Consider the following 22,778-nt stretch of genomic DNA (forward strand, 5'->3'; position numbering starts at 1 on the left):
GGGTGCAAGGGGGCGGGGATGCTCCACGATCGTCGCCGACCACGTTCAATGATCCCTTGTGCGAGAAATTTCCGATGTTACCGTGGTGTCCATAGTTTCGAAGAAGGCTACGGGACCGTCTCTGGGCGTCCGCTCGGAGCTACGGCGGGGTTTGAAGCGTTCGTTGATTTTTGCTGGAGCCGCTCTTGGGCTGCTCCTCTTTGAGTTTGTCTCTGACTGGTCTTTGTCGCGAGTGCCTTCGTTGGAGGACTTTTTCTTTGCTTTGGCGCTGACCGCCGGGCTTATCGCTTTTGCGGTCTGGCCCCGATTCGGTGGTCTGCTCTATCTTGTGATCGCAGTCGCCGAAGGGATTGTTTGGAGCGGTGTCGTTCTCCCATACCTTGGCCTCTACATCGTGGTGGCCGACTGGATATCACGTCGCTGGTATTTGGCCGCGCTGATCGCATGGCTCGCCGTGGAAGGAACGCACTACGCGAGACGTCCCGGTCCTCTAACTGCTTCGACGCTCATCGAAACTGGGTTCCTGACGATGTGTTCTATCATCATCGGTGCTGCGGCACTGTGGTACCGATCTCGTGTTGGTGAGCTCCAAGCAGAGGTGGTTTCAACTCGGAAGGAAATTGAGGAGGCCGAGGCCAGTGTAAGGGTCCGGCTATCGAGGGGGCTGCACGACACCGTCGCACGCGACCTTGTTCGGTTGCTGGTTGCATGCCAGAACGCGACCACCGAGTCAGTCGGCGATTCAGCCACCGATAGCCTCAACAAGATCGAATACCTTGCGAGACAATCACTGAAGAATCTGCGCCGACTAATGGAGGCTCCTTCCAACAAGACCGCGGCACCCAACCTAAGGTCGACCATCGATACGTGTCAGAGAATGCTCGCAGGACGGAAGATAGTCCTCGCGTCGACGCTGCCAGAGGTCACGGACTTAGCCGCTAGTCCCGAACAGCTCGAAGCCATCGAGCTGGCAGTCCAGGAAGGTTCGTTGAACGTGCTGAAGTATGGCCGGGAAAACAGTATTTCCGAGCTGAATATCGAGGCGGACGAGTCCGGGCATCTTGAGCTCACCCTTAGCAGTCTCACGGAGCCGGATCGTCTTTGCCAGCCGGAGCTTGCGGGCGGATTCGGCCTTGCGAATCTTCGCAGCCGGATCGAGACCACGGGCGGAAGGCTGCTGGCGGGCCCAGTCGGGGACAAGTGGCTGTTGGCGGTGAGCTTTGCCCGGCTGGAACACGGCCCGGTCAGTGAGCGGACTACGGCGTCCGAAGAGGGCATGTCCAGTCGGGCCCAGTGAGGAGCGGACTCAACGTGTGTGGACCCAAGAAGATACGTGTCGCAGTTGCCGACGATGACCCCGAGCTCCTGCCCGGGCTGGTGCGGCTGCTGGGTTCTGAGCCCGACATCGAGGTTGTGCTGACGGCCGCTAACGGAGTTGATCTGCTAAACCAGCTGCGTGTGCGTCGAGTGGACGTTGTGCTGCTAGATGTCGATATGCCCTACCTTGATGGCTTGTCCGCCGCTCGACGCATCGCTGAGCGTTTCCCAAAGATCGCGATAATCATGCTCACGGCGTTTGAGGAGCGGGACTCACTGGCCCAGGCGCTGGCTGCCGGAGCAAGAGGGTTCCTAACGAAGGATGTGCCGATTTCCGAACTGTGCGCAGGAATCCGCCGAGTACTCGCTGGAGAAACAGTGATGGCCGCTGAGCCAGTGCGGCTCCTGGCGGATGCGTATCGACGCCAAACTGAAATTTCCGACAAGGATCGGGCGTTCTCCGAAGCGGTTGCAGCACTACCAGAACGGCTGGTAGAGGTTTTGAATCTTCTGGTCGAGGGATCATCGAACCGGACGATTTCAAAGACACTCGGCCTTTCGGAGGGAACGACTCGAAACTATGTCTCCGAGGTACTTTCTCGCATGGGATGTGAGCGGCGCACTCAGGTCGCGGTGCGAGCTCTGAGGGCCGGCTACGCGCCACCAGACAACGGCAACCAACGTACATGACCGCACAGTCACCGAAGTTCAGGCGCGGAGCGCGGCTGACGGCTGGATCCGGCTGGCACGGCGCGTAGCCACGCCCCCTCCGATCAGTCCAACGAGAATCCCGCCTAAGACGCCCAGCACCAGTAGCCGAGGATCAAAGACTGGCTGCCAATGGCGGGCCAGCGTGATCAGCAGGACGGTCATAAGGCTTGCGTATGCACCCATGACTCCACCGATTAGGCCGACTATGAAGGATTCTCCAAAGACCAGAAAGGCTACGTGTTTGCGTCTTGCTCCGATCGCGCGCCGAAGTCCGAATTCTCCGGTTCTCTCCTGCACGGCTGCGCTCATAGCGCTGGCTAGCGACAGCGTGGCTGCTAGGAGTGCCACTGCGGCTAGGGCAATCAAGACATTGGTGACACTGGCCTCTATTTCCTCCCTAAAGTTGGCTGGGTCCGGGGGTGCCTCGACCGTCACCGACTCGGGGTCTGCGGGGATCCAAGCGATGGGGGCCTGTAAAGCAACCTGCTGAGCCGCCCCAGGTGTCACCCAGATTTCAACGTTCGCGTACTGGGCCGGCCCATGCAAGATCTCCGCGCCGTCGTCGTTGTTGGTTACCACTGCGTTGAGTAATGCTGGATTCAGTCCGGCATCCGTTAGCACCCCAGCTACCGAATAGGGAGCTCCATCGAGCCACAGGCTGGGCGAGGCGGCAAGGGGGCCTAGCTCGAGTTGGGCAGCCAGGGCCGATCCAACCATTACTTCCCCTGCGGACAATTCATCTCTTGGCGGTCCGCCTCCGGTGTCAACTTCGAAAATCTGTGTTGGGAGCGAGCCCTCGACCGCTCCTATGAGTTGGGCAGAAATTTGGCTTTCTCCTGCTAGAAGTTGCGGGGAGCTCGACACGTAGACATCTGGATATGTGACCAGTAAAGACGCGGCTTCAACGCCGCTGAGGTCCTCTAGTCTGTCGAGAGCGTCGACCGACAAGGCCTGGTCTTGCAGTATCTGTTCACCGGAAGCGGGACCCGCCTCACCAAAACTAGTGGAGACCATGGAAACTCGCTGATTTCGCCGTGCATCGAAAATATCGGATACCTGCGATTGAGCAGTCTGTCCCAAACCAATTGTGGTGAGGGCAAGTGCCACGGCCACCGTCACTGAAGCAATCAGCCCCACGGTACGCCGCGGTTTAGCCCAAAGCCCGCGCCAAGCATCCGCGACCCCATCTCGGAACCGAACCAACGAAGCACGCCCCGGCGCGACCTTCGAAGACCAAGACCGGCCAACACGATCTAAGGCCGGCCCGGGCGGCGAACCGTTTTCTGTCAAAACTCCATCTGTTACCCGCACTCGTCGGTCAGCACGCTCCGCAACTTTCGGATCATGCGTGACAACCAGGACGGTCGTTCCTCTGGCAGCCAGTTCATCCAAAGTGTCCATCACAAGCCCGGAGTTCTTCGTGTCGAGGTTGCCGGTAGGCTCGTCGGCCACAACCACGGGGGTTCCGGCAGAGATAGCTCTGGCAATGGCCACGCGCTGTTTCTCCCCACCCGAAAGGTTGGCGGCCAGCTCCTGCGCCTTGTGGGAAAGGCCCACAATTTCAAGCGCCTCGGCCGCCAGTTCGCCCCGACGCTCACCTGTCAGACCCCGATACAGGGTACCCATGGCCACGTTGTCCAATACGGTGCGAGAATCCAACAGATGGAAAGCCTGGAAAACGAAGGAGAAATTGTCGGATCTAAGACGTGCTCGCTTGACGTCGGAAAGCTCACCGACCTCGCGGTCATCAATAAAATATTGCCCGCTCGTGGGTTTGTCGAGCAGCGCAATCTGGTTCAGCAAGGTCGATTTTCCAGAACCCGACGGGCCTTCTATCGCAACATATTCGCCCTGCTCCACCCGGAGCGAAACGTCTTTCAGTGCGTGTACCGGGACGGCCGAGGGATAGGTGCGGCTAACTCCGACTAGGCGTAAGGCAGGCACTAGCGGTCCACACGAAGCCGAGAACCTGCAACCACGCCTGATCCGTCTTCAATTGCGCACATCCCGGCGATGCATTCGAGCTCTACCACCGGCACCACCTCGAAGCTCCCCGCCCCCTGTTCAAGTAGGACATTCGAAGTACCTAGGGAGTCGGTCGCAATCGCGCGGGCGGGGACAAGCAACACATCCATCAAAGGAGGCTGAAGATCCAACTCAACCACGATGTCCTCGTGCCCAACCCAATCGGCGGGCAACTCTCCTCCCGCCGGGCTCAGGGTGACCGTGGTGTTCTGCTCCCCTTCCGCTTGCTCGCTGACACTGCCGGTGTGTAGGGTTTCGACTTTGACATTCAACTCTGCACCACCCAGCCGCGCCACCCCGGGAAGGCCCGGTTCTAGTCCGGCACTGATTCGTCCAGGAACCTGGGTCGAGAGCACACTCTGTTCTCCGGCAACATCCACGACCGCATTCTCATCCGTCAGCACCGTACCAACCGCTGGGATGCTCACCAGATTTCGCGGGAGGGCCCGGAAGACGACAAAGTCATCCATCGGAGCAGTAACCAAAACACGAGCAGGCCCTGGCTCAGCTTCGTCTTCAGTAACCTCTTCCGATGCCTCGACTGTTGTCGGAACACTTCGGCCCACCGACCGGTACAGCTCGGTCAGTGCCGAAGTCGTGGCGGCACCGAACTGACCATCAACAACGACACCGTATCCACGGGCACTCAATGCCGACTGAAGGATTTCTACGTCCTTCCCGCTGTCGCCTTCCACCATGCTTCGGTACAAAGGGAACACGCCTTCAAGAGCGAAGATCGGCCGGTCATTCACCCACACCACCACGTCACCCGGCATCAGTTGCTGCCCTATTTGCGCCGCGGCGGCAGTCACTACACTGGTATTCGCCCCTAGAGGCAAATCAGTCCCCTGGACACTTTCACGGACAGCGGCGGCCATCACGGTAGTTCGGTTAACCAAATCCCCCCGAGTCACTTCGACGACAACTGGCCCCGGTTCTGGTGGGGTCGCAGCAGCCTCCTGCTGCGCTGGCGACTGGAATCGAGTCGCCAACAGCCAGGTCCCCACCACCAGCGCGATGGCACCGAAACACACCCCGGTCCAAATCCACGCGCGCCTACGACCAGAGGACGTGCGCTGGAGCGTCGGGGCGCTCCGCGATCCCGACGGCTCGCTCACCTAGCTGTACTCCTCAATAATGCGAAGGTACGTTTCTCTTTGCTCACCATACTTAGCCCGCAACGCTTCAAGCTCGTTGAAATGCTTAGCCAAATACTCTTCCTCCGCTTCCCACGCCGCCTCGTACACCGTTTCAGCCCACCCTGAACTCTCACGGCAAGCCGCATCAAACTCCGCTACGCGAATTTCATCCTCGGAAGGCGCCGCTTGGATCCACGGCGCAGTATCGGCCTGGTAACCCCACCGTGAAAGGAGCTCCACCGTGGGGAACGCGTACGGGTCACTCAAGTCAGCAACTCCAAGTGGGGCCATACATTCGCGCCACCGCTGGGCTGCCTCCTGAATCTCGTGTGCTTCCATGAAGTCACTAACCGCGAATTCCCCGCCCGTCGCCTCGGAAAAGCCCACCCCTTCGTACTGGGAGGCCACGTCGACACACTCCAAGTACGCCTCATCGTTTTGCGGGTCATTCCAGAAGTCACTCTCCTGTAGCGCTTGGTACGTGCCCCAGTCTATGCGCGGGTCGACCTCCTCGCTGTAACCGAACCGAACCGCAATCCCCCCGTCGAATAGTCTGCGGCCAACCTCATTACTAGTGGCAGGGCGAGGAGCGTCAGCGTTGTACGCCCTCACCGGCGGCCCTTCAATGCCTCGCTCCCGAAGACAATCGCGAATCAACAGGTCCTGTGCCGCATACTCGAGGCCAACCTCCGGTCGCGTGTAAAGGTCAGATGGGAGGGACCACGAAGATTGGTCCCTCTCCACACCTCTCAGAACCTCCGCCACTGCATCAGCACTAGCGCCGGAAGAACAGCCTACCGCCACTCCCAAGACTCCCAGCGCTAGTACCAATCTGGTCGCAAACGGCGTCACCCTGCTGGTCACTAGCTAACAAATCTTGCTGAACGTATGGAATCATTCCAAATCGTCCGCGCGCCGGCATTGACGACTCTATTTCGTTTGAACATCGTTGTTCTCCCTCACAGGAGTGGCGATAAATCGGTTCCATGAATTTGAAAACCGATCGCAAGGCTACGCGCTGCTGTCACCAACAATAAGTGACAAATGTCAGCTTCCTCCGGGGAGCTCGATCTGCAACTCTTTGCGTCACCGCACGTGCTCGCCAATCTACCTGCTTGAATTCCGCTGATGCAGTGCGAAAATCTCCCCGACAGCAAGTGACCGCAGCCAGTCTGAGTGTACGTTCTCGGAACGCGTAACCAGCTTGCAGCGCAGAACCAGAGATGGCGTGAACGACGCGGCTGCGATCATCTGAGCCTCGATGACCGCAGCCGCGCCCACCCCTACTCTGTCCGATGTCGGCAACGCGCTTGTCCCGCGGATACTTAGCTCTATCCTTTACCGATTCGCTCTACGGCTGCCGCGACCGCGTGGTTGGTCCGTCGCACCTGACTAGAGCCCCCGGGACTCGAAACGTTTTGTCCCGCGACCATGTTGGTCGTGGGACAGTTTTGTGCGAGGGGTTTTCCCCTCGCGCTCCCGTTCGTTGTTTCGCTTCGCGTTGGTCCTCGCACACAAGTGTGGAAACCCGAGATTGTGGGGGTCTCTTTCCGTTCCCACAAATGGTGCACGAGGACAGGTTCTTCCACGCACATCACGTTCGTGTGTGGAGGAAGAAACGAAGGCACGGATAGTGGCGGCCACTATCCGTTGACTGCTTGCGCTACGTCAATGAGGTAGCGCAGTTCGTTTGGTTCGAGCAACGACGCGTGGTCGCATAACCAAAGGTTTGCTCCGCAGGTCGCTTTGATTCGGCCGTCTTGGATCATCGCGGCGATGATTTGGTCCCATACAGTCCACGCGTCGAAGATCACTTGGGAGACGGTTTGAAATCCGTGTCGGGTGTAGATTGTAGTGTTCGTTCATACGTCCATGGACGCATGCGCCGTGTTGGCTTCGCAATCACGTTGGGGCAGGACTGTGAAGGCACGCGCACGTCGGTGGTGTGTGAACCACTTTGTGTTCACACACCACCGGTGCTGCTAGCCCAGTTCTATTTCAAACTTCTCTGCGCCATTTCCTTCTGCATCTTCGCCGTGCGCTGGCGAGGGTTCTTGTGGTGACACTTTCTGGTGTCACCACCCGACCGACCTGTGCACTTGTTTGTAAGTGGGATGTGTTTGTTAGGCCAGCTCGTTGTTGGCGGTTGGGGTGGCCGGTTTAGTAGTTCTTGAGGCAGTCTTGCGCGCCGTGCTTCGACCTCTGGTTTTGGTTGGGGGTTTGAGACCGAAGGAGCGTAGTTGGCTTGGGGTCCATCCGCTTTTGGTGGCGCTGGTCCAGGCTTCTTTGTATTGGCGTGTAACTTCTTCAAGTTGTTCGCTCAGTGTTTCGAGTCGGGCGCCAAGATCACTGAGGTGTCCACCAGCTCGGGCCATTTCTTCTACTTGTCTTTATGCTACTTCGCGGATCTGTTCTCGCACTTGATTGCCTTGAGGTTGTTCCTGGTGTTCCATCTCGCCGTCCTCAGCTCGAATCGCTGCCTCTATCCCGGAAGGGCTAACGTCAACAGATTCAATGCCGCACCATCAATGTCTTGAGTAACTGCGAACACAATAATGTCGACGAGGTCCTTCTCACGGCTAGACGGACGGCCGTCGTAATCAGACATGGTGGCGCACACTTTGTCTGCGATCTGATCGACCACTGGATACAGTCGGTATCGATTGCTCGCCAACCTAGGCAACGCCAGCGCAGTCACCGGGAGCGAGGATTGCACGGCACCCGTCATACCCGCACCAACGGCGAGGTCGATCTTCACAACCCCCTTCTTCACGACACCGATGAAAACGGTGAAGACGACACGATAACCATCGGTGTAGGGCTGGGAATCAGCTTCGATCGAAGACTCATGATCGGCGTACTCAAATCTGAAGTGGTCACCCAAGTCGATTGAAGCCAGTCGACGCAGGTCATCAAGTGCCTGTTCAAGAGGGAAGCCCCTTCTATACAGATCGATGTCAAGCGTCGAGCGGGTGGAGGGTATCCTCGCAAGCATTCCCGCACCGCCCTTGAGTACCCACTCAGAGTCATCGCCTTCTGAGAAGATTCGACTCAGAAAGCGATTGAAGTACTCCAGCTGGATGCGCTGTTCACGTCCAGCGAGGGGTCGGCCTGCGCGACCTTCTTTGCGGCTTCTTTGATGGCGGATTCCACCCCACGCGCCGTCGGATACGGCTCCTGCTCGCCTGTCATTCGTCGTCCTTCCGAAGGGCCCTGATTTCATCATCTGAACTGGGATTGACTTGATGCGGCCCCGGCTTGTTCTCCCATTGATTCGAAAGCCTCTCGAGGAACGAGGGATCAATAGAAGGAGTGTAGGTTTTGGCAGTGTTCCGCGAGATATCCTCGAGGAGAGGTCCCCACGTTTTTTCGTAAACAGCAAGATGCGGCTTAAGCGTCTCCGCTATCTTCTGTCCAAAGTCGGCAGGAATGCTCTTTTGCACGAGGTCAGCGGGAATGAGCTGCGCGATCCGCCGCGAAAGCTCACTCATATCTGGCATCACGATTGAGGCACCAGCAGTCTTCAGATAGTTCTCCAGAATCTTTGAGCCAAGCGCTGAGTCTGCCGGGATCCTACGGGCAACCGAGTCCCGGTCAAGCCCCGCGATTTCCAGCAGGCGATTCAGTACCGCGTTACCGTCGTGCCGTTTGAAACCGTTCCGGTCGGCTAGCGGGGCGAGCAGATCTCTCAGCCGGGCAAAATCCATTGTTCGCTTTGCCACTGCAGCACTCAGCGCATCAGCAACAAGGCTCATGTCGCCCACATCATCCAGCAGATCAGCGAGGGTTCGCTCAAGGCTCATCGCGGGAAGACCTTCAACGATCGCAACATCGCTTTTGACAAGATCGCGCTTTCGATAGCGAATCCCCGCGCGTTGCGTCTGACGCCGTTTTGGCACAACAAACTCGTGTCGATTTGCCCACAGATCGCCGACGCCGTGGAGCATCGCCGCTGATGAACTCGCGACGACAACACCATCGGCCGCATCTCGGATTCGCTCTTCAGCGCGAAGTTTCGGCTCGGTGCTGAGCCATACCGCACGCAGATCCTCGAACTGATCACTCGGCGCACCCGCATCGCGATACACCCCATGCGCCAGACGTTCCAGGTGCCCCGAATCAGCTAGCCGAGCAAGCGTCAGACGATCAACACCAAGCGCAGCTGCTTGAGCAGCAGTCACCATGCCCCATTGGGACGCGGTCACCTCCGCAAGCACACGCAGCGCATCACCCGCCTTCATGCTTGGATTGTATCTACAATAGCGATACAAACCAAGCTAAAACACTACAGAAACACAATCCACGCTAGCAGTCTCAAGGCAGAGAAACCCGGCTTTCGTCAAGGGACTTTGAGCAAAGCGCCTGGTTACCAACAGATAAGCACCTAAGTGTTGGTAACGAGCATCTCCCAGGCCTGCCGGATCGCCCGAGAGCAGAAGAGTATGCTGAAGCCCCCCTGCAGTAGTGAAGATCAGGGGTCTAGCTGTTTGAGGCACGTAGGTGGAGGGGTGACTCGGCTACCTACGCACGGTTGGTATCTCCACGACGAGGTTGCAGCACAGCTCTTCCATGTCGACTCGAATGAGTCTGCCGACGCGATACCCATGCACCGTGCCGTCGGCGATCCTGCGCCGAATCGTTTTCACCGATACGCCAAGAGCGGCAGCAGCCTCGGCGAGCGAGACGAGGCTTGCGCCTTCGCGGCTTGATCGTGCGCGAACAGTCATGGTGGTACCTCCCGGTCAGCGAGTTGATCTCACATCACAGGTGTCCGAAGCTATCCTCCCCCGTGGACTCGAACGGACGCCGATGGACGTTCGTGCCATCCGCGTGCCACTCCGAATGGGCATTCCTGGTCCTTTCTGTCCTCCTCTGTCATCGAACAGAGAGCACGAAAAAGGCCCGAACCCGCGAGATTTCGCGGATCCGGGCCTTTGACCAGGCTTTTCAGCCGGGGCGCTTCAAGAAACTTCTAGAAGTCCCAGTCCTCGTCCTCGGTATCCTCGATCTCTCCGATGACATAGGAAGAGCCAGAGCCGGAGAAGAAGTCGTGGGTCTCGTTAGCATCGGGGGCTAGCTGAGCCAGGATTGCCGGGTTGACCTCGGTTGTATCCGGCGGGAACAGCGCGTCGAAACCCAGGTTCATCAGGGCCTTGTTGGCGTTGTAACGCAGGAACTTCTTGACGTCCTCAGTCAGACCAACCGGGTCGTAAAGATCCTCGGTGAACTTCTCTTCGTTGTCGAACAGCTCCATCAAGAGGTCCAGGGTGAAGGAGCGCAGCTCGTCCTGGCGTTCCTCACTGGCCTGGTTGAAGGCCACCTGGAACTTATAGCCGATGTAGTAACCGTGAACGGCCTCATCACGAATGATCAGGCGAATGATGTCCGCCGAGTTGGTTAGCTTGCCGTGTGACGCCCAGTAGAGGGAGTAGTAAAAGCCCGAGTAGAACATGAACGACTCAAGCATGACCGAGGCGATCTTCTTCTTCTCCGGGTCATCCGCCACGTAGAAGGAGTTAATGATCTGCGCCTTCTTCTGCACCTGGGTGTTTTCCTTAGCCCAGCGGAAGGTCTTGTTAATGTCCTCTGTGTTCAGCAGCGTCGAGAAGATCGAACTGTAAGACTTAGCGTGCACCGACTCCATAAAGGCGATGTTCGTGTAAACCGCCTCTTCGTGCTGGGTCACGGCATCGGGGATCAAGCTGACGGCACCGACTGTGCCCTGCACGGTGTCAAGCAGGGTGAGGTTGGTGAACACGTTGCTGAAGGTGTTCTGCTCCTCAGGCGTCAAGGTCCCCCACGAAGGAATGTCGTTGGACAGGGGAATCTTCTCTGGCAACCAGAAGTTACCCGTAAGACGGTCCCAGACCTCAAGGTCCTTCTCGTCCTCAATCTTGTTCCAGTTGATAGCCTCGAAAACCGCGTGACCATCAACTGTTTCGCTACCGACCCCCAGCGGGGCTTTATGCTCTTCAGGCACCACCGTGACTCCTCTGTAGTTGACCAACTTCTAACTGCCAGCCTAGCCGGGACCTAAGTCTGACCGATACCGGAGTACTGACTAACTGCTCACCAGGAACTTTACTGCGGTACTGAGTTCGGCCAGCTCAGCGCCACATTCGTACTAATCCGTCAGGATCTCTTTCAAACCCCGGAAGACTGCGCTGCCATTAGCGCGCAAACCATCGTGTTCCATGCGATTGGTGACCCAGGTGCGGGTGTTGGGCATCAGGGCCGCGGTCTGCTTGGAAAGCTGGACGGGCACAAACATATCGTCGTCGTAGATGAGGGCGGCCTTCGGAACATCAATGCTGCCGAGGACGTCGAGGTCGTAGGTCTTTTGCCAATCCGTCTTTTCCGCCAGGGCCTCCGTCACCGGAAGGAGGGCGGCTGTGGCGGGGTCATCGGCAATGAGTTCGGTGAAGAGGTGCTCACCCGTCAGGTACCAGGGGCTGGACAGATCCAGGGGGTCGGCATCCAGGTGGAAGCCGTCGAACTCTGCCGCCAGACGCTGCGCCGACCAGCGGGTACCGTGCCCCGAGGCCGCGACGGTGGTTTGCCCATAGATGGCTTCCTGCAGCACCCAGTAGAGGGGGGCCAGAGCAGAGGAGAGGTGCCCGCCAATCTCCGCTAGGAAACGGCTGGTGAGCCGGCGCCTGCCCCCGCGCATCTCAAACGGTCCCTCCCACAGGTAGTGCAGCAGGTCCGTGTTCATGGCCCCACCCAGCATCGACCCGATCGACCGCATCCGGGTGGGGGTGAGGCGTTCGCCGGTGGGCAGGAACTCTTCCGTATCAAGCAGATGCGCTGCGACCTCACGAATCACCTGCTGGTCATCCCGGTAGCGCTCGAAGTAGACCTGGTTGCGTGCAGCTGTCAGCGGGTAGGTCTGCCGGTAGATGTCATCGATATTGACGAGGCCGGGCAGCCCGCCCGTAAAGAGAGACTCACGCAGAGCTTCCGGGTGCTGCGACAGGTAACCCAGGGTGAGGAAACCACCGTAGGACTGTCCCAATGTGGACCACTTGGCACCATCCGCCAACTCCTCACGGAACGCTTCGGCGTCGGCGATGATCTGGTTCTGCAGAAAAAGGGAGGTGAAAAGGGCCGGATCGTCCTCGACCATCACCACGTCGGAAGACAGGGGTGTCGACTGGCCCGTACCGCGCTGGTCCAGCAGGAGGACACGGTAGTCCTTCAGCGCCTCACCAATCCAACCGTCCCGGAAATCTCCCACTCGGGGTCCCGCACCCCCCGGGCCACCCTGCAGAAACACCAGCAGGGGCCTGTCCGCACCACCGGGCGCTATGACCTGGCGGGCAAACACCTCAATGGTTCGTCCCGGGTAGTGCTGCCCGGTGGGATCCAGTGGAACGTCAAGCCGGTGCTCATGGACCTGGCAGCCGTGTTGGACATATGAGGTCGTGCGCAAAGATGTTTCAGCCATGGGGTAATTAGAACAGGTACCCGGTGTCCCCGGCGCCCCCGCCATCCAAAAGTGCCAGGGCCTGCCAGGCGGTATCCGCATCAAGCAGAAGCAGCGACGGCTGCCCTGGTTCGGTGATAGTCACGGGTTCCTGACGCGCACTTTGCAGGACCTGGGCCCACCGCTGGGGGGCCTGCGCCGCAGAGATTGCCACAATCGGTTCGCCGTCATGGCTGGTGTCCCGCACCCGGGTTCGTTCTGTGCCGCGGTTGGACTGAGTCGGCGGGGCATTGCGCCGTTCGGTACGAGGGCGCGCGGCCGCAAGCGCCGTCCTCGACGCCATGGTTTCGGTGAATCCAGGTCCGGTTGGGACGGTACGGCCGGTCTTATACGCTTCAGCCGCCGCGCGCGCCCGCAGGTCCGCGGCCTCATTCATGTCGTGACCCGCATGTCCCTTCACCCACTCAAAGCGGACGTTGCGCCCCGTCATGGCCCGGTCGATGCGTTCCATCAGCTCACGGTTCAGGACCGGCTTTCCATCGGCCTTCTTCCAGCCGCGTTTCTTCCACCCCGGCATCCACTTGGTGACCGAGTTGATGACGTACTGGGAGTCGGCGAGGACGACGAGGGGTTCGTCGGCAAATCCGGCTTCAGCCGTATCCTCGAGGAGGCGCACCAACGCCATAAGTTCGCCAATGTTGTTGGTGGCTTTCGGGAAACCACCCGCCGCCCAGGCATCCGGAGAGACCACCCAGGCCCATCCGGCAGGTCCAGGGTTACCCAGTGCAGAGCCGTCCACGGCAGCGGTTATCGTCATGGGCTCGATGATATCCGCCCCCTCCGACACGTTGACCCCTCGGCTCGCGTGAGGTTCGGCGCGGATCTAGTCTGGGAGCATGAGAAAAGACTTTTCCGCACCTAGCAACCGGCGTTCCGGTCAGCAGGGGCGCCCGCAGCGCCGTTTCGATGACAAACCTAAGGTAGGAACCCAGTCTGAGCTGCTCTCTCTGCTGCGAAACATCGACGGTTCCTCCTACGGCGCTTACAAGCGAGCCATTGGGAGGTGGGATTTTGGCGCCTTCACCGTCCACCTCGACCGGGTCCAGTCCGACCCCTATGCTCCGCCCTCGTCCCTGCGGGTCGTGGCGGATCCACGACGCATGGGTTTACCTCCGGAAACCTACACAACGGCTGCGCAGCGGGTGGCGACCGGGGACTTCCTGATCCGTTCGTTCGGTGAGGCGCTTCGAGATGGTGACGGCCCCGGTCCGATTTCGATCGTGAGGACGACCCAGCAGATCCTGGAACGTTCCGCAGCCACGGTCAGTGACAACGAGGTTGAACTGCGGATCCAGGTTCAGTTACCCGCGCGCGGCCGAACCATCCAGGGACGCCGTGCCGCGCAGATTTTCGAGGTCGAACTACCGGATGTGGCGCACCTCGTCCTTGATTTCTGGTCACCGGAGGCTAAGGAATACCGCAAGGCGCTGCTGCGGCACGTTCACACTTATGAGGATCACCAGGCTTTGCAGCGCTCCCTGGTTGAGAACAACTGGGTGGCCTTCATCAACGATGAGGCGATTTTGCCACGTGAGTCCGGCATCTCCCAGCGTCCGATGCGGGAGGCCATCCCGTTTGTGTCCCCTCAGAGTCTGCGTCGATCCGTCACCCTGCCCCACGCGGGGCAAGTCGAGGGGATGGCGATTCCGCCCGGCATCACGGTCATCGTCGGCGGCGGCTACCACGGCAAGTCCACGGTCCTCTCAGCCATTCAGCACGGTGTTTACGCCCACATTCCCGGTGATGGTCGTGAGCTGGTGGCGGCGCTACCAGAGGCCATGAAGATCCGGGCAGCTGACGGGCGACCAATCACCAAGGTTGACGTTTCGCCCTTCATTAACCACCTTCCCACGGGGGGTGACACGCGCCGGTTCTCCACCAAGAATGCCTCCGGTTCCACCTCGCAGGCGGCATCGATTGTGGAGGCACTCGGAGTTTCCTCTCCCCTGCTGCTCATTGATGAGGACACCTCCGCCACCAATCTGATGATTCGGGACGAACGGATGCGCGCGCTGGTGGCGACCGCCCAGGAGCCCATCACCCCCCTGATCGACCGGATTGAGGGACTGGCGGGCGCGCGGCATGCGAGCCTATCGGACCGTGGCGAGGACGAGGACGTTTCGAGTCAGTCCCGCACCTCGATGATCCTGGTCATGGGTGGTTCGGGGGCCTACCTCGACGTTGCCGACCTCGTCCTGCAGATGGATGCTTACCGGTGTGAGGACGTCACCGCGAAGGCAGTAGACGTCTGCGCTGAGCTTCCGAGGTTGAGGACGGACCTGCCCGGATTCCCACATCTCACCGAGAGGGCACCCCGGCCCAGCCGGGGAGGCGCGGACCGACCCAAGACCCGGGCGAGCGGACTGAACACAATCACGCTTGACCGTGAAACCATCGACGTCTCCGATGTTGAACAGATCGTTGATGCCGGCCAAACCGAGGCGATTGGCTGGGCGGTCCGCGGCATCCTTGAGCGGCTTGCCGATGGGGAGAAGCCCCTGCCTGAGCTCCTGGGCGAGCTGGACAGGCTGGTGGACAGCAGCGGCCTCGACGCCCTCACCAGGTTCGGGGCTAGGCGCTTCCCACCCTTCCTGGCACGGCCCCGGATGGTGGATGTCGCGGCAGCCCTCAACCGCTATCGGGACCTGTCAATCAAGACTTTGACCACACAGAGAGATGATTCTTTGATGTAATCCCGCGAAGTCGACTAACCTCTACCCACACGAGAAAGACCTTAGGCCGTCGGGAAAGAGCGACGTGGCCTGCTCTAGGCCCTCTCCCGCACATCTACCCGGAGGTTTCAGTGGACTTCTTTTTCATCTTCAGCTGGTTGGGTCCGATCCTGGTAGTCATTTCCCTGGCTGTTCCCAACGTCATGTGGTTCCGCGTCCTCAACCTGACCGGAAGTAGCATTGCCGCCATTACCTCTGCCATTGACAGCAACTGGCCGATGGTGTTCATGAACGGCACAATCGCCCTCATCAACATCTACTGGATCATCCGCCTGACGCGCAAAAGCAAGACTGCGGAAGAGGCTGTGGCGCCTGACGCAACCGTGAATGGGACTTCAGCCTAGTTTTCCCAATAGGGTTGGGGGTATGGAGAATACCGAGTTGACATTCGACCCCACCAACCTTCCCGCTACACCCGAGGATGATGCGCCCGCAGTTGGCCTGCTCCTCAACGAGACGATTACCAGGCAGCTGCACCACCGGACCATTCGGGCCTTCACCGACCAGGCGGTTGGTGAGGACGTTGTGGCCACCCTGCTTGATGTGGCCCGCCACGGTGCCACCTCCAGCTTCTACCAGGCCGTCACGATCATCCGGGTCAAAGATCCGGCCATCCGCGACACCCTGTACCAGTCCTCCGGTCAGCCCTACGTCGGGGGAAGCCTAGGTGAACTTTTCGTCTTCGTCGTTGACCTCTCTCGAGTGGCCCGCGTCCGCGAGGCTGCGGGCCTGAGCCTGGAACCAATCGAACGCTCCGGTGCCTTCATCCAGGGCGTCAAGGACACCATGATTGCCGCCCAGAACATGGTGATTGCCGCAGAGAGCCTGGGCCTCGGCACCTGCTACCTCGGCTCAATTGGTCGCGATCCGCGCTCAATCATCGAGGCGATGAAGCTGCCAAAGTTTACCTTCCCCCTGGTGGGAATGCTGATCGGCCACCCGAACCAGGCGCCCCAGATGAAGCCGCGCCTGCCACGGTCCATCACGACCTCAGTCGACACCTATCCGGACTTTGAAGCCGCTGAGTACCTGGAGGCCTTCGCAGATTACGACGAGACAATCCAGACCTACTATGACCTGCGAGAGAGCGGGAAGCGGCAGGACTCTTACACCAACCAGCTGCAGGTCAAGCCAGGTAAGGGACCGGCTGAGCGAACCAACATGCTGCAGATCATTCGCGAACAGGGGATGTGCCAGGACTAGGTGGAACCTGCGCAGTTACTGCGCCACCGGGTCCTCTACTGCCACCTGGAACAGGTCCCAACCCGCCGTCGTGTCATTGATGATGATCAGGTAGGGCCTGTCAGCCCTGAAGGAGACTTCGGCAGGCATGGGGGCGGAGGCTCCGAGAGCCGCGACCATGACTTCGGTGACCGCGGCTGCCACGGTCCCCTTCTCATCCATCTGGAACGCGGCCTGCTGAATCACCTCTGAAACCTCTAGGTCTTCGCCCGGAGCAATGTAATCAAGGGCCGGAGGGTTGACGCTAAACACCGAGGTCAGGCCCTGCTGCATCAAGCTGTCCCCGAGAGAAGTCGTGGTCTTGAGGTCCAGCTTCGGGATGGTCACGTTAACCATTGTCGGGGCCAGTTCCAGTTCCATGACAGCCAGGTCACCGGGGGTGACTGACTGGGGATCAATCCCCTGCGGGGGCAGGATGAAGCGAGCCACCATGTCGCCGCCGCGGAAGGGTAGTTCCAGCATGGCCCAGTCCCCCAGGGTGGCGTAGCGGGCCTCCGTGATGCCGTTCATGAAGTCGGTTGTGACAGTTGAGCCATCTGCAAGGTGAAAAGTGTCCGGCGCAGTGGCACTCTCCCTGAAGGGGGTCTGCCAACCGGCGGCGAAGACGATCGCGTTCTGCAGGATGAGGCGCAGGCTGGCGTCCGGTTCCATCGCCGACTTTTCTACCAGTCCGGCCGTGTTCTCTTTCACCCAGGCATCAAGCACACCCTTGGCTTCCGCCGTGGCCAGGTCAAGTTGCAGCACACCCGCGTCGTACCAGTGCTGCAGGGCATCCAAGTATCCCTTTTCAACAGTGAACCCCTGATTGAGTACCACCTGGTTCGCCAGGTGCAGTTGGGGCTTATCCGGGAGCTCTTCAGTGTCAATCTCCCCCACGGGGACGCGATAGGCGTCAAGGGTGCCGGAGAGGGCGTTGACAGCCCGATCCCGTTCCTCGCCCGCAGCCCCAAGAAGAAGAGTCATCTCCTCCTCTGTTTCACCGGTGGCCGTGGCCCCCAGCATCGCGATCGCGATGACGGCCGAGGCAGGCGACAACACCGTCGTCTTTCCCTCACTGTCCCCGAGGATGGCCAGCCCCAACTCCCGGGTGCGCTTCACAACGTTGCCAGCCTCAGTGGCATCTTCGACTAAGACCTGTTCGAACTGCACATCTGACCTTTCGATGTCCCCCACCCCGGCGTCGCCACTGCTTCCGGTTGAGCAGGCCGCCAGGGGCAGGCTGAGTGCAAGGGCTGCAACGGCAGCCAGGCCAGCGCGTCTTGTCATCGTCTTCATGCCCTGACCGTACCGATACCCTCCGACAAGCAAAAGGGCAGAAGCAAAGGCGCGGAACGATTGTTACCGTTCCGCGCCTTTGGCTAAGCGTCCTCGTCTAGAAGTCGCAGATCACAGCATGCAGGAGACGCAGCCTTCGATCTCAGTTCCCTCCAGAGCGCTCTGGCGAATACGCACGTAGTAGAGGCTCTTGATGCCCTTACGCCACGCGTAGATGTAGGACTTGTTCAGCTCACGGGTGGTGACTGTGTCCGGGTAGAACAGGGTCAGAGAAAGTCCCTGGTCCACGTGCTGGGTGGCAGCGGCGTAGACATCAATGATCTTCTCCGGGCCGATCTCGTAGGCATCCTGGTAGAAGTCAAGATTCTCGTTGGTCATGTAGGGCGCCGGGTAGTAGACGCGACCGATCTTGCCTTCCTTACGGATCTCTACCTTCGAGGTGATCGGGTGGATCGACGAGGTCGAGTGGTTGATGTACGAGATAGAGCCGGTCGGCGGAATAGCCTGCAGGTTCTGGTTGTACATGCCGTACTGGGCCACCGAATCAGCCAGTTCCTGCCAGTCGGCCTGGGTCGGAACATTAGCCGTCGACTTGGCGAACAGGGCCTTGACGACCTCTGACTTCGGCTGCCAGTCCTTTTCGGTGTACTTCTTGAAGAACTCACCGCTGGCGTACTTGGAACGCTCGAAACCATCAAAGGTCTCTCCGCGTTCCTTGGCGATCTTGTTCGAAGCCTTGATGGCCTCAAAGGCAACCGTCATGAAGTAGGCCGAAACGAACTCAAGCGAGTCCTCAGAGCCGTAGTAGATGCCCTCACGTGCCAGGTAGCCGTGCAGGTTCATGGCACCAAGGCCAACGGCGTGCGAGCGTGCGTTGCCAGCGGCCACCGACGGAACCGACTCGATGTCGGACAGGTCCGACACCGCGGTCAGCGCACGAATCGCGTACTCGATGGTTGAAGAGAAGTCCTCAGAGTCCATGGCCTTGGCGATGTTCAGCGAGCCGAGGTTGCAGGAGATGTCCTTGCCGACGTGCTTGTAGGACAGGTCGGGGTGGTACTCCGAGGGCTCCGAAACCTGCAGGATCTCAGAGCAGAGGTTCGACATCGAGATACGCCCGTCAATGGGGTTCTCACGGTTCGCGGTGTCCTCAAAGAGGATGTAGGGGTAGCCCGACTCAAACTGAATCTCAGACAGGGTCTGGAAGAAGCGACGTGCGCTGATCTTCTTCTTCTGAATCTGCGGGTTATCCACCATTTCGCGGTACTTCTCAGTCACCGAGATGTCCGAGAACGGCTTGCCGTACACGCGCTCTACGTCGTACGGGCTGAAGAGGTACATGTCCTCATTGTTCTTGGCCAGGTGGAAGGTGATGTCCGGGATTACGACGCCCAGGGACAGGGTCTTGATCCGGATCTTCTCATCAGCATTCTCACGCTTGGTGTCCAGGAAGGACATGATGTCCGGGTGGTGCGCGTTCAGGTACACGGCACCGGCTCCCTGGCGGGCGCCCAGCTGGTTGGCGTAAGAGAAGGAGTCCTCTAGAAGCTTCATGACAGGAACCACGCCCGAAGACTGGTTCTGGATGCGCTTGATCGGCGCCCCGGCCTCACGAAGGTTCGTCAGCGAGAGAGCAACACCGCCGCCGCGCTTCGACAGCTGCAGCGAGCCGTTGATGGCGCGAGAGATCGACTCCATGTTGTCTTCGGTGCGAAGCAGGAAGCAGGACACCAGTTCACCGCGGGCCTTCTTGCCGGCGTTGAGGAAGGTGGGGGTGGCGGGCTGGAAGCGGCCCGACATCATCTCATCGACCAGGTGGCGTGCCATCTCAATGTCACCCTGTGCCAGGTAGAGGGCGACGACGCAGACACGGTCCTCAAACCGCTCCAGGTAGCGCTTCCCGTCGAAGGTCTTCAGGGTGTAAGAGGTGTAGTACTTGAACGCCCCCAGGAAAGTGGGGAAGCGGAACTTCCAGCCGTAGGCCTGCTGGAACAGCTTCTTGATGTCCTCAAACTTGTACTGCTCAAGAACCTCGCCCTCGTAGTAACCCTCTTCTACCAGGTAGTCCAGCTTCTCTTTGAGGTCGTGGAAGAAGACGGTGTTCTGGTTGACGTGGGTCAGGAAGTACTGGCGCGCAGCCTTCCTGTCGGCGTCAAACTGGATCTTGCCGTCCTTGTCGTACAGGTTCAGCTGCGCGTTCAGAGCGTGATAATCGAGCTCCGGTGGCAATGCCGTCTCAAGCCCCGTGTCGGTTAGATTGTCGACCAAAACTTCCTCAGTCCTTCTGTTACTCGTAAGACATCCTCACTAGTTCCGAGGAGCTCAAATCTGTAGAGGTGCGGGACCTCAACCTTCTTAGCGATGATGTCGCCCGCCTTGCAGTATGCAGTCCCAAAGTTTGTGTTTCCAGCTGAGATCACCCCGCGGCACAAACTACGGTTCTCCTCAATATTGAGGAACTTGATGACCTGCTTGGGGACTGCCCCCCTGGTATTCCCACCGCCGTAGGTGGGCACTACTAAAACGTACGGCTCATTTACCTTGATCGGCTCATCCCGAGGACGAAGTGGAATTCGCTGCGCTTGAAAAGGCAGCTTCTCTACGAACCTCTTGGTGTTCTCAGTTGCCGAAGAGAAGTAGACCAGCTGCGGTTCTGACACCGCTGCGCCTGTCACGTCCTCAACCTTCTTCCAACTACCGCAAAACCACCCCCGAGGAGGTGTCGCGGACTAACCCGCTACCTTCGCCAGTTCAGCCACGACCGCGTTGATTCGGTCGGGGCGGAAGCCACTCCAGTGGCTGTCACCGACGATGACGACCGGGGCCTGGTTGTAACCAAGTCCGACGATGTACTGCAGAGCTTCTGCGTCGACAGAGACGTCTACGGTTTCGTAGCTAACGCCGTGCTTATCGAGCGCGCGATAGGTCGCGTCACACTGCACGCAACGTGGCTTCGAATAAACGGTGATAGTCATTTTGAACTCCAAACTACAGCTCTGTCATTTACCGTAATCATACCGGTTTCACTTCGCCCAACACTACACCTTGTGGTGAGGTTGTCCATTCACCCCTATATGTCGTGTCTGACTTAAATTGTGTAAGGACGAGGACGAGCTGTGGATAGCGGTTGAACAACCCCGGGACCTACGGCCCGAAGACCGCGGAACCCCGGCAAAACCGCGACTAACAGCCTGTGCACAAGCCCCCTGTGGATTGCCCAAAATCTGTGGATAACATCCGTGTAGTTCACGGTTGAATCCGGCGTGTCGCAGTCACTAGCCCTAGGGATAGGGGTGCGATCAAGACACCATAGAAGGGGGTTCCGACATCTGGCGACGCATACTCCCGGGTCAGCACTCCACCACGTTGACGGCCAGGCCGCCGATCGAGGTCTCTTTGTACTTGGCGTGCATATCCGCCCCGGTCTGCCGCATGGTCTCAATCGCCACGTCCAGCGAAACCTGGTGGCGTCCATCGCCGTACAGGGCCATCCGCGCACTCGAAATCGCCTTGACCGCACCGATGGCATTGCGTTCGATGCAGGGAATCTGCACCAGTCCCCCCACCGGGTCGCAGGTGAGGCCGAGGGAGTGCTCCATAGCGATCTCCGCGGCGTTCTCCACCTGCTCCGGGCTGCCTCCCAACGCCTGCACCAGGCCCGCGGCAGCCATTGCCGAGGCCGAACCGACCTCACCCTGACAGCCGACCTCGGCACCCGCAATCGAGGCGTTGGTCTTGATGATGGAACCGATGGCGGCCGAGACCAGCAGGAAGTCACGCAGACTTCCACGCAGCTGCGGGTAGGCGAGCAGAAGCGCACCCAGATCCCACAGATCAAACTTTCGCGCCAGTTCATCAACCCCACCCGCAAGCGCGGCGGCCCGGGACAGCAGCAGGTATCCCATGACGGCGGGGATGATGCCCGCGGCGCCATTCGTAGGTGCCGTGACCACGCGGTGTCCCGCCGCGTTCTCCTCGTTCACGGCCAGGGCGTAGAGCGTGACCCAGTCGAGCATGACCAGCGGGTCACCACTGCTCTGCTGTAGTTCGCCGAGGACGGTTTTGGCGCGGCGGGGAACGTGGAGCCCCCCGGGAAGGACGCCCTCGTCCTCACACCCCGCGCGAATACAGGAGAACATTTCGGTGATGATCGAATCGAGGTAGCGGTCCACCACGTCGCGCCTGCGATGTTCCTCTTCATTCGCCCGCACCACCTGGGCGATCGACAGCCCCAGGGACTCACACTGAGCCAACAGTTCCGCGCCCGAAGAAAAGGGGTAGAGGCACTCGCCCATCTCGGCTGGTTCCCCGCCCTGGGAGATCAGGGTTGGCTCACCGTCCTCTTCCTCTTGAACGAGGACGAACCCACCCCCAACCGAGTAGTAGGTGTGGCTGAGGGTGATTTCAGAGTCATCAAACTCGCCCTCGTCCTCCCAGATATCGAAGGTGAGGGCGTTGACGTGGAAGTCGTGGGTCACCGCCGGCTCAAAGCGCAGGTCCCGCTGCATCTCAAACGGAGCTTCCCGACCCCCGGAGAGGGGGATAACCCCGGTGCGGGAGATCTGGGGAACGATCCCGTCCAGCAGCTCGGTCCTGACCGTCTCCGGGGAGGCACCACCCAGCCCGAGCAGGACGGCACGGTTGGTGCCGTGCCCGATGCCGGTGGCCGCCAGCGAACCGAACAGTCGCACCCTCAGTCGCGACGGAGTGACAGCCCTTCTTTCGAGTAGCTCCGCAAAGTGGCGCCCCGCCCTCATCGGTCCCACGGTGTGGGATGAGGACGGCCCGATACCGAGTGTGAACATGTCAAAAACACCCAGTTGGCTGGCCGCGTTCATAGTCTCCATCCAC

Annotated in this window: 19 protein-coding genes; 5 read left to right on the forward strand and 14 right to left on the reverse strand. The window is 59.7% G+C overall.

Going from position 1 to position 22,778, the window contains the following annotated elements; genetic code table 11:
* Nucleotides 1-58 precede the first annotated feature (58 nt).
* Together CS903_RS07620 and CS903_RS07625 are read left to right on the forward strand one after the other, a co-directional pair.
* Nucleotides 59-1,297 (forward strand): histidine kinase, encoded by a 1,239-nt coding sequence (locus CS903_RS07620; RefSeq protein WP_129587631.1) that lies wholly within the window; start codon nt 59-61, stop codon nt 1,295-1,297.
* A gap of 14 nt (nt 1,298-1,311) precedes the next feature.
* Complete coding sequence (locus CS903_RS07625; RefSeq protein WP_164996714.1) at nt 1,312-2,007, forward strand: response regulator transcription factor; 696 nt, start codon at nt 1,312-1,314, stop codon at nt 2,005-2,007.
* Between the two features lie 18 nt (nt 2,008-2,025).
* Here the strand turns inward: CS903_RS07625 and CS903_RS07630 are convergent, their stop codons facing one another.
* From CS903_RS07630 to CS903_RS09735, 9 genes are all read right to left on the reverse strand, one after another.
* Nucleotides 2,026-3,972, reverse strand: coding sequence for an ABC transporter ATP-binding protein/permease (locus CS903_RS07630; RefSeq protein WP_099332958.1), 1,947 nt, complete (start codon nt 3,970-3,972; stop codon nt 2,026-2,028).
* On the reverse strand, nt 3,972-5,171 hold the full coding sequence (locus CS903_RS07635; protein WP_129587633.1) for a peptidoglycan-binding domain-containing protein: 1,200 nt from the start codon (nt 5,169-5,171) through the stop codon (nt 3,972-3,974). Before CS903_RS07635 ends, CS903_RS07630 begins: the two co-directional genes overlap by 1 nt.
* Nucleotides 5,172-5,936 carry a hypothetical protein gene (locus CS903_RS07640; protein ID WP_099332960.1) on the reverse strand — a complete coding sequence of 255 codons (765 nt, stop codon included), beginning with the start codon at nt 5,934-5,936 and terminating at the stop codon, nt 5,172-5,174.
* A 1,738-nt stretch (nt 5,937-7,674) separates the two neighbouring features.
* Entirely contained in the window at nt 7,675-8,415 is a 741-nt protein-coding gene (locus tag CS903_RS07645; RefSeq protein ID WP_164996715.1) for a nucleotidyl transferase AbiEii/AbiGii toxin family protein, read from the reverse strand.
* Nucleotides 8,381-9,433, reverse strand: a complete 1,053-nt coding sequence (locus CS903_RS07650; protein ID WP_099332962.1) for a type IV toxin-antitoxin system AbiEi family antitoxin domain-containing protein — start codon at nt 9,431-9,433, stop codon at nt 8,381-8,383. Before CS903_RS07650 ends, CS903_RS07645 begins: the two co-directional genes overlap by 35 nt.
* A 276-nt stretch (nt 9,434-9,709) precedes the next feature.
* Nucleotides 9,710-9,919: a helix-turn-helix domain-containing protein gene (locus CS903_RS07655; protein WP_099332963.1), complete on the reverse strand. Its 210-nt coding sequence runs from the start codon at nt 9,917-9,919 to the stop codon at nt 9,710-9,712.
* 245 nt (nt 9,920-10,164) lie between these two features.
* On the reverse strand, nt 10,165-11,148 hold the full coding sequence (nrdF, locus tag CS903_RS07660) for a class 1b ribonucleoside-diphosphate reductase subunit beta (RefSeq protein WP_099332988.1): 984 nt from the start codon (nt 11,146-11,148) through the stop codon (nt 10,165-10,167).
* Nucleotides 11,149-11,316: 168 nt separating this feature from the next.
* Nucleotides 11,317-12,639, reverse strand: coding sequence for an alpha/beta fold hydrolase (locus CS903_RS07665; protein WP_242491804.1), 1,323 nt, complete (start codon nt 12,637-12,639; stop codon nt 11,317-11,319).
* Between the two features lie 7 nt (nt 12,640-12,646).
* Nucleotides 12,647-13,435, reverse strand: coding sequence for a ribonuclease H family protein (locus tag CS903_RS09735; protein WP_099332990.1), 789 nt, complete (start codon nt 13,433-13,435; stop codon nt 12,647-12,649).
* A 79-nt stretch (nt 13,436-13,514) separates the two neighbouring features.
* Between CS903_RS09735 and CS903_RS07675 the strand changes: the two genes are divergently transcribed.
* From CS903_RS07675 to CS903_RS07685, 3 genes are all read left to right on the forward strand, one after another.
* Nucleotides 13,515-15,371: an ABC-ATPase domain-containing protein gene (locus tag CS903_RS07675; RefSeq protein ID WP_099332964.1), complete on the forward strand. Its 1,857-nt coding sequence runs from the start codon at nt 13,515-13,517 to the stop codon at nt 15,369-15,371.
* Between the two features lie 110 nt (nt 15,372-15,481).
* Nucleotides 15,482-15,754, forward strand: coding sequence for a hypothetical protein (locus tag CS903_RS07680; protein ID WP_099332965.1), 273 nt, complete (start codon nt 15,482-15,484; stop codon nt 15,752-15,754).
* 22 nt (nt 15,755-15,776) lie between these two features.
* Nucleotides 15,777-16,613 (forward strand): NADPH-dependent oxidoreductase, encoded by an 837-nt coding sequence (locus CS903_RS07685; RefSeq protein ID WP_099332966.1) that lies wholly within the window; start codon nt 15,777-15,779, stop codon nt 16,611-16,613.
* A 15-nt stretch (nt 16,614-16,628) separates the two neighbouring features.
* On the opposite strand, the gene CS903_RS07690 is transcribed toward CS903_RS07685, so the two are convergent.
* The 5 genes from CS903_RS07690 to CS903_RS07710 form a co-directional block, all read right to left on the reverse strand.
* Nucleotides 16,629-17,927 carry a serpin family protein gene (locus CS903_RS07690; RefSeq protein ID WP_099332967.1) on the reverse strand — a complete coding sequence of 433 codons (1,299 nt, stop codon included), beginning with the start codon at nt 17,925-17,927 and terminating at the stop codon, nt 16,629-16,631.
* Nucleotides 17,928-18,038: 111 nt separating this feature from the next.
* The gene (nrdE, locus tag CS903_RS07695; RefSeq protein ID WP_099332968.1) at nt 18,039-20,195 is read right to left on the reverse strand and encodes a class 1b ribonucleoside-diphosphate reductase subunit alpha; all 2,157 of its coding nucleotides are present in this window, start codon (nt 20,193-20,195) and stop codon (nt 18,039-18,041) included.
* Nucleotides 20,180-20,587, reverse strand: coding sequence for a class Ib ribonucleoside-diphosphate reductase assembly flavoprotein NrdI (gene nrdI / locus CS903_RS07700; protein ID WP_207203786.1), 408 nt, complete (start codon nt 20,585-20,587; stop codon nt 20,180-20,182). The genes nrdE and nrdI overlap by 16 nt, the downstream gene beginning before the upstream one ends.
* A gap of 69 nt (nt 20,588-20,656) precedes the next feature.
* Complete coding sequence (gene nrdH / locus CS903_RS07705) at nt 20,657-20,902, reverse strand: glutaredoxin-like protein NrdH (RefSeq protein ID WP_099332969.1); 246 nt, start codon at nt 20,900-20,902, stop codon at nt 20,657-20,659.
* Between the two features lie 375 nt (nt 20,903-21,277).
* Nucleotides 21,278-22,774: an L-serine ammonia-lyase, iron-sulfur-dependent, subunit alpha gene (locus CS903_RS07710; protein ID WP_099332970.1), complete on the reverse strand. Its 1,497-nt coding sequence runs from the start codon at nt 22,772-22,774 to the stop codon at nt 21,278-21,280.
* Nucleotides 22,775-22,778 lie beyond the last annotated feature (4 nt).

It is taken from the genome of Actinomyces minihominis (assembly GCF_900187855.1).
Lineage (GTDB): Bacteria > Actinomycetota > Actinomycetes > Actinomycetales > Actinomycetaceae > Scrofimicrobium > Scrofimicrobium minihominis.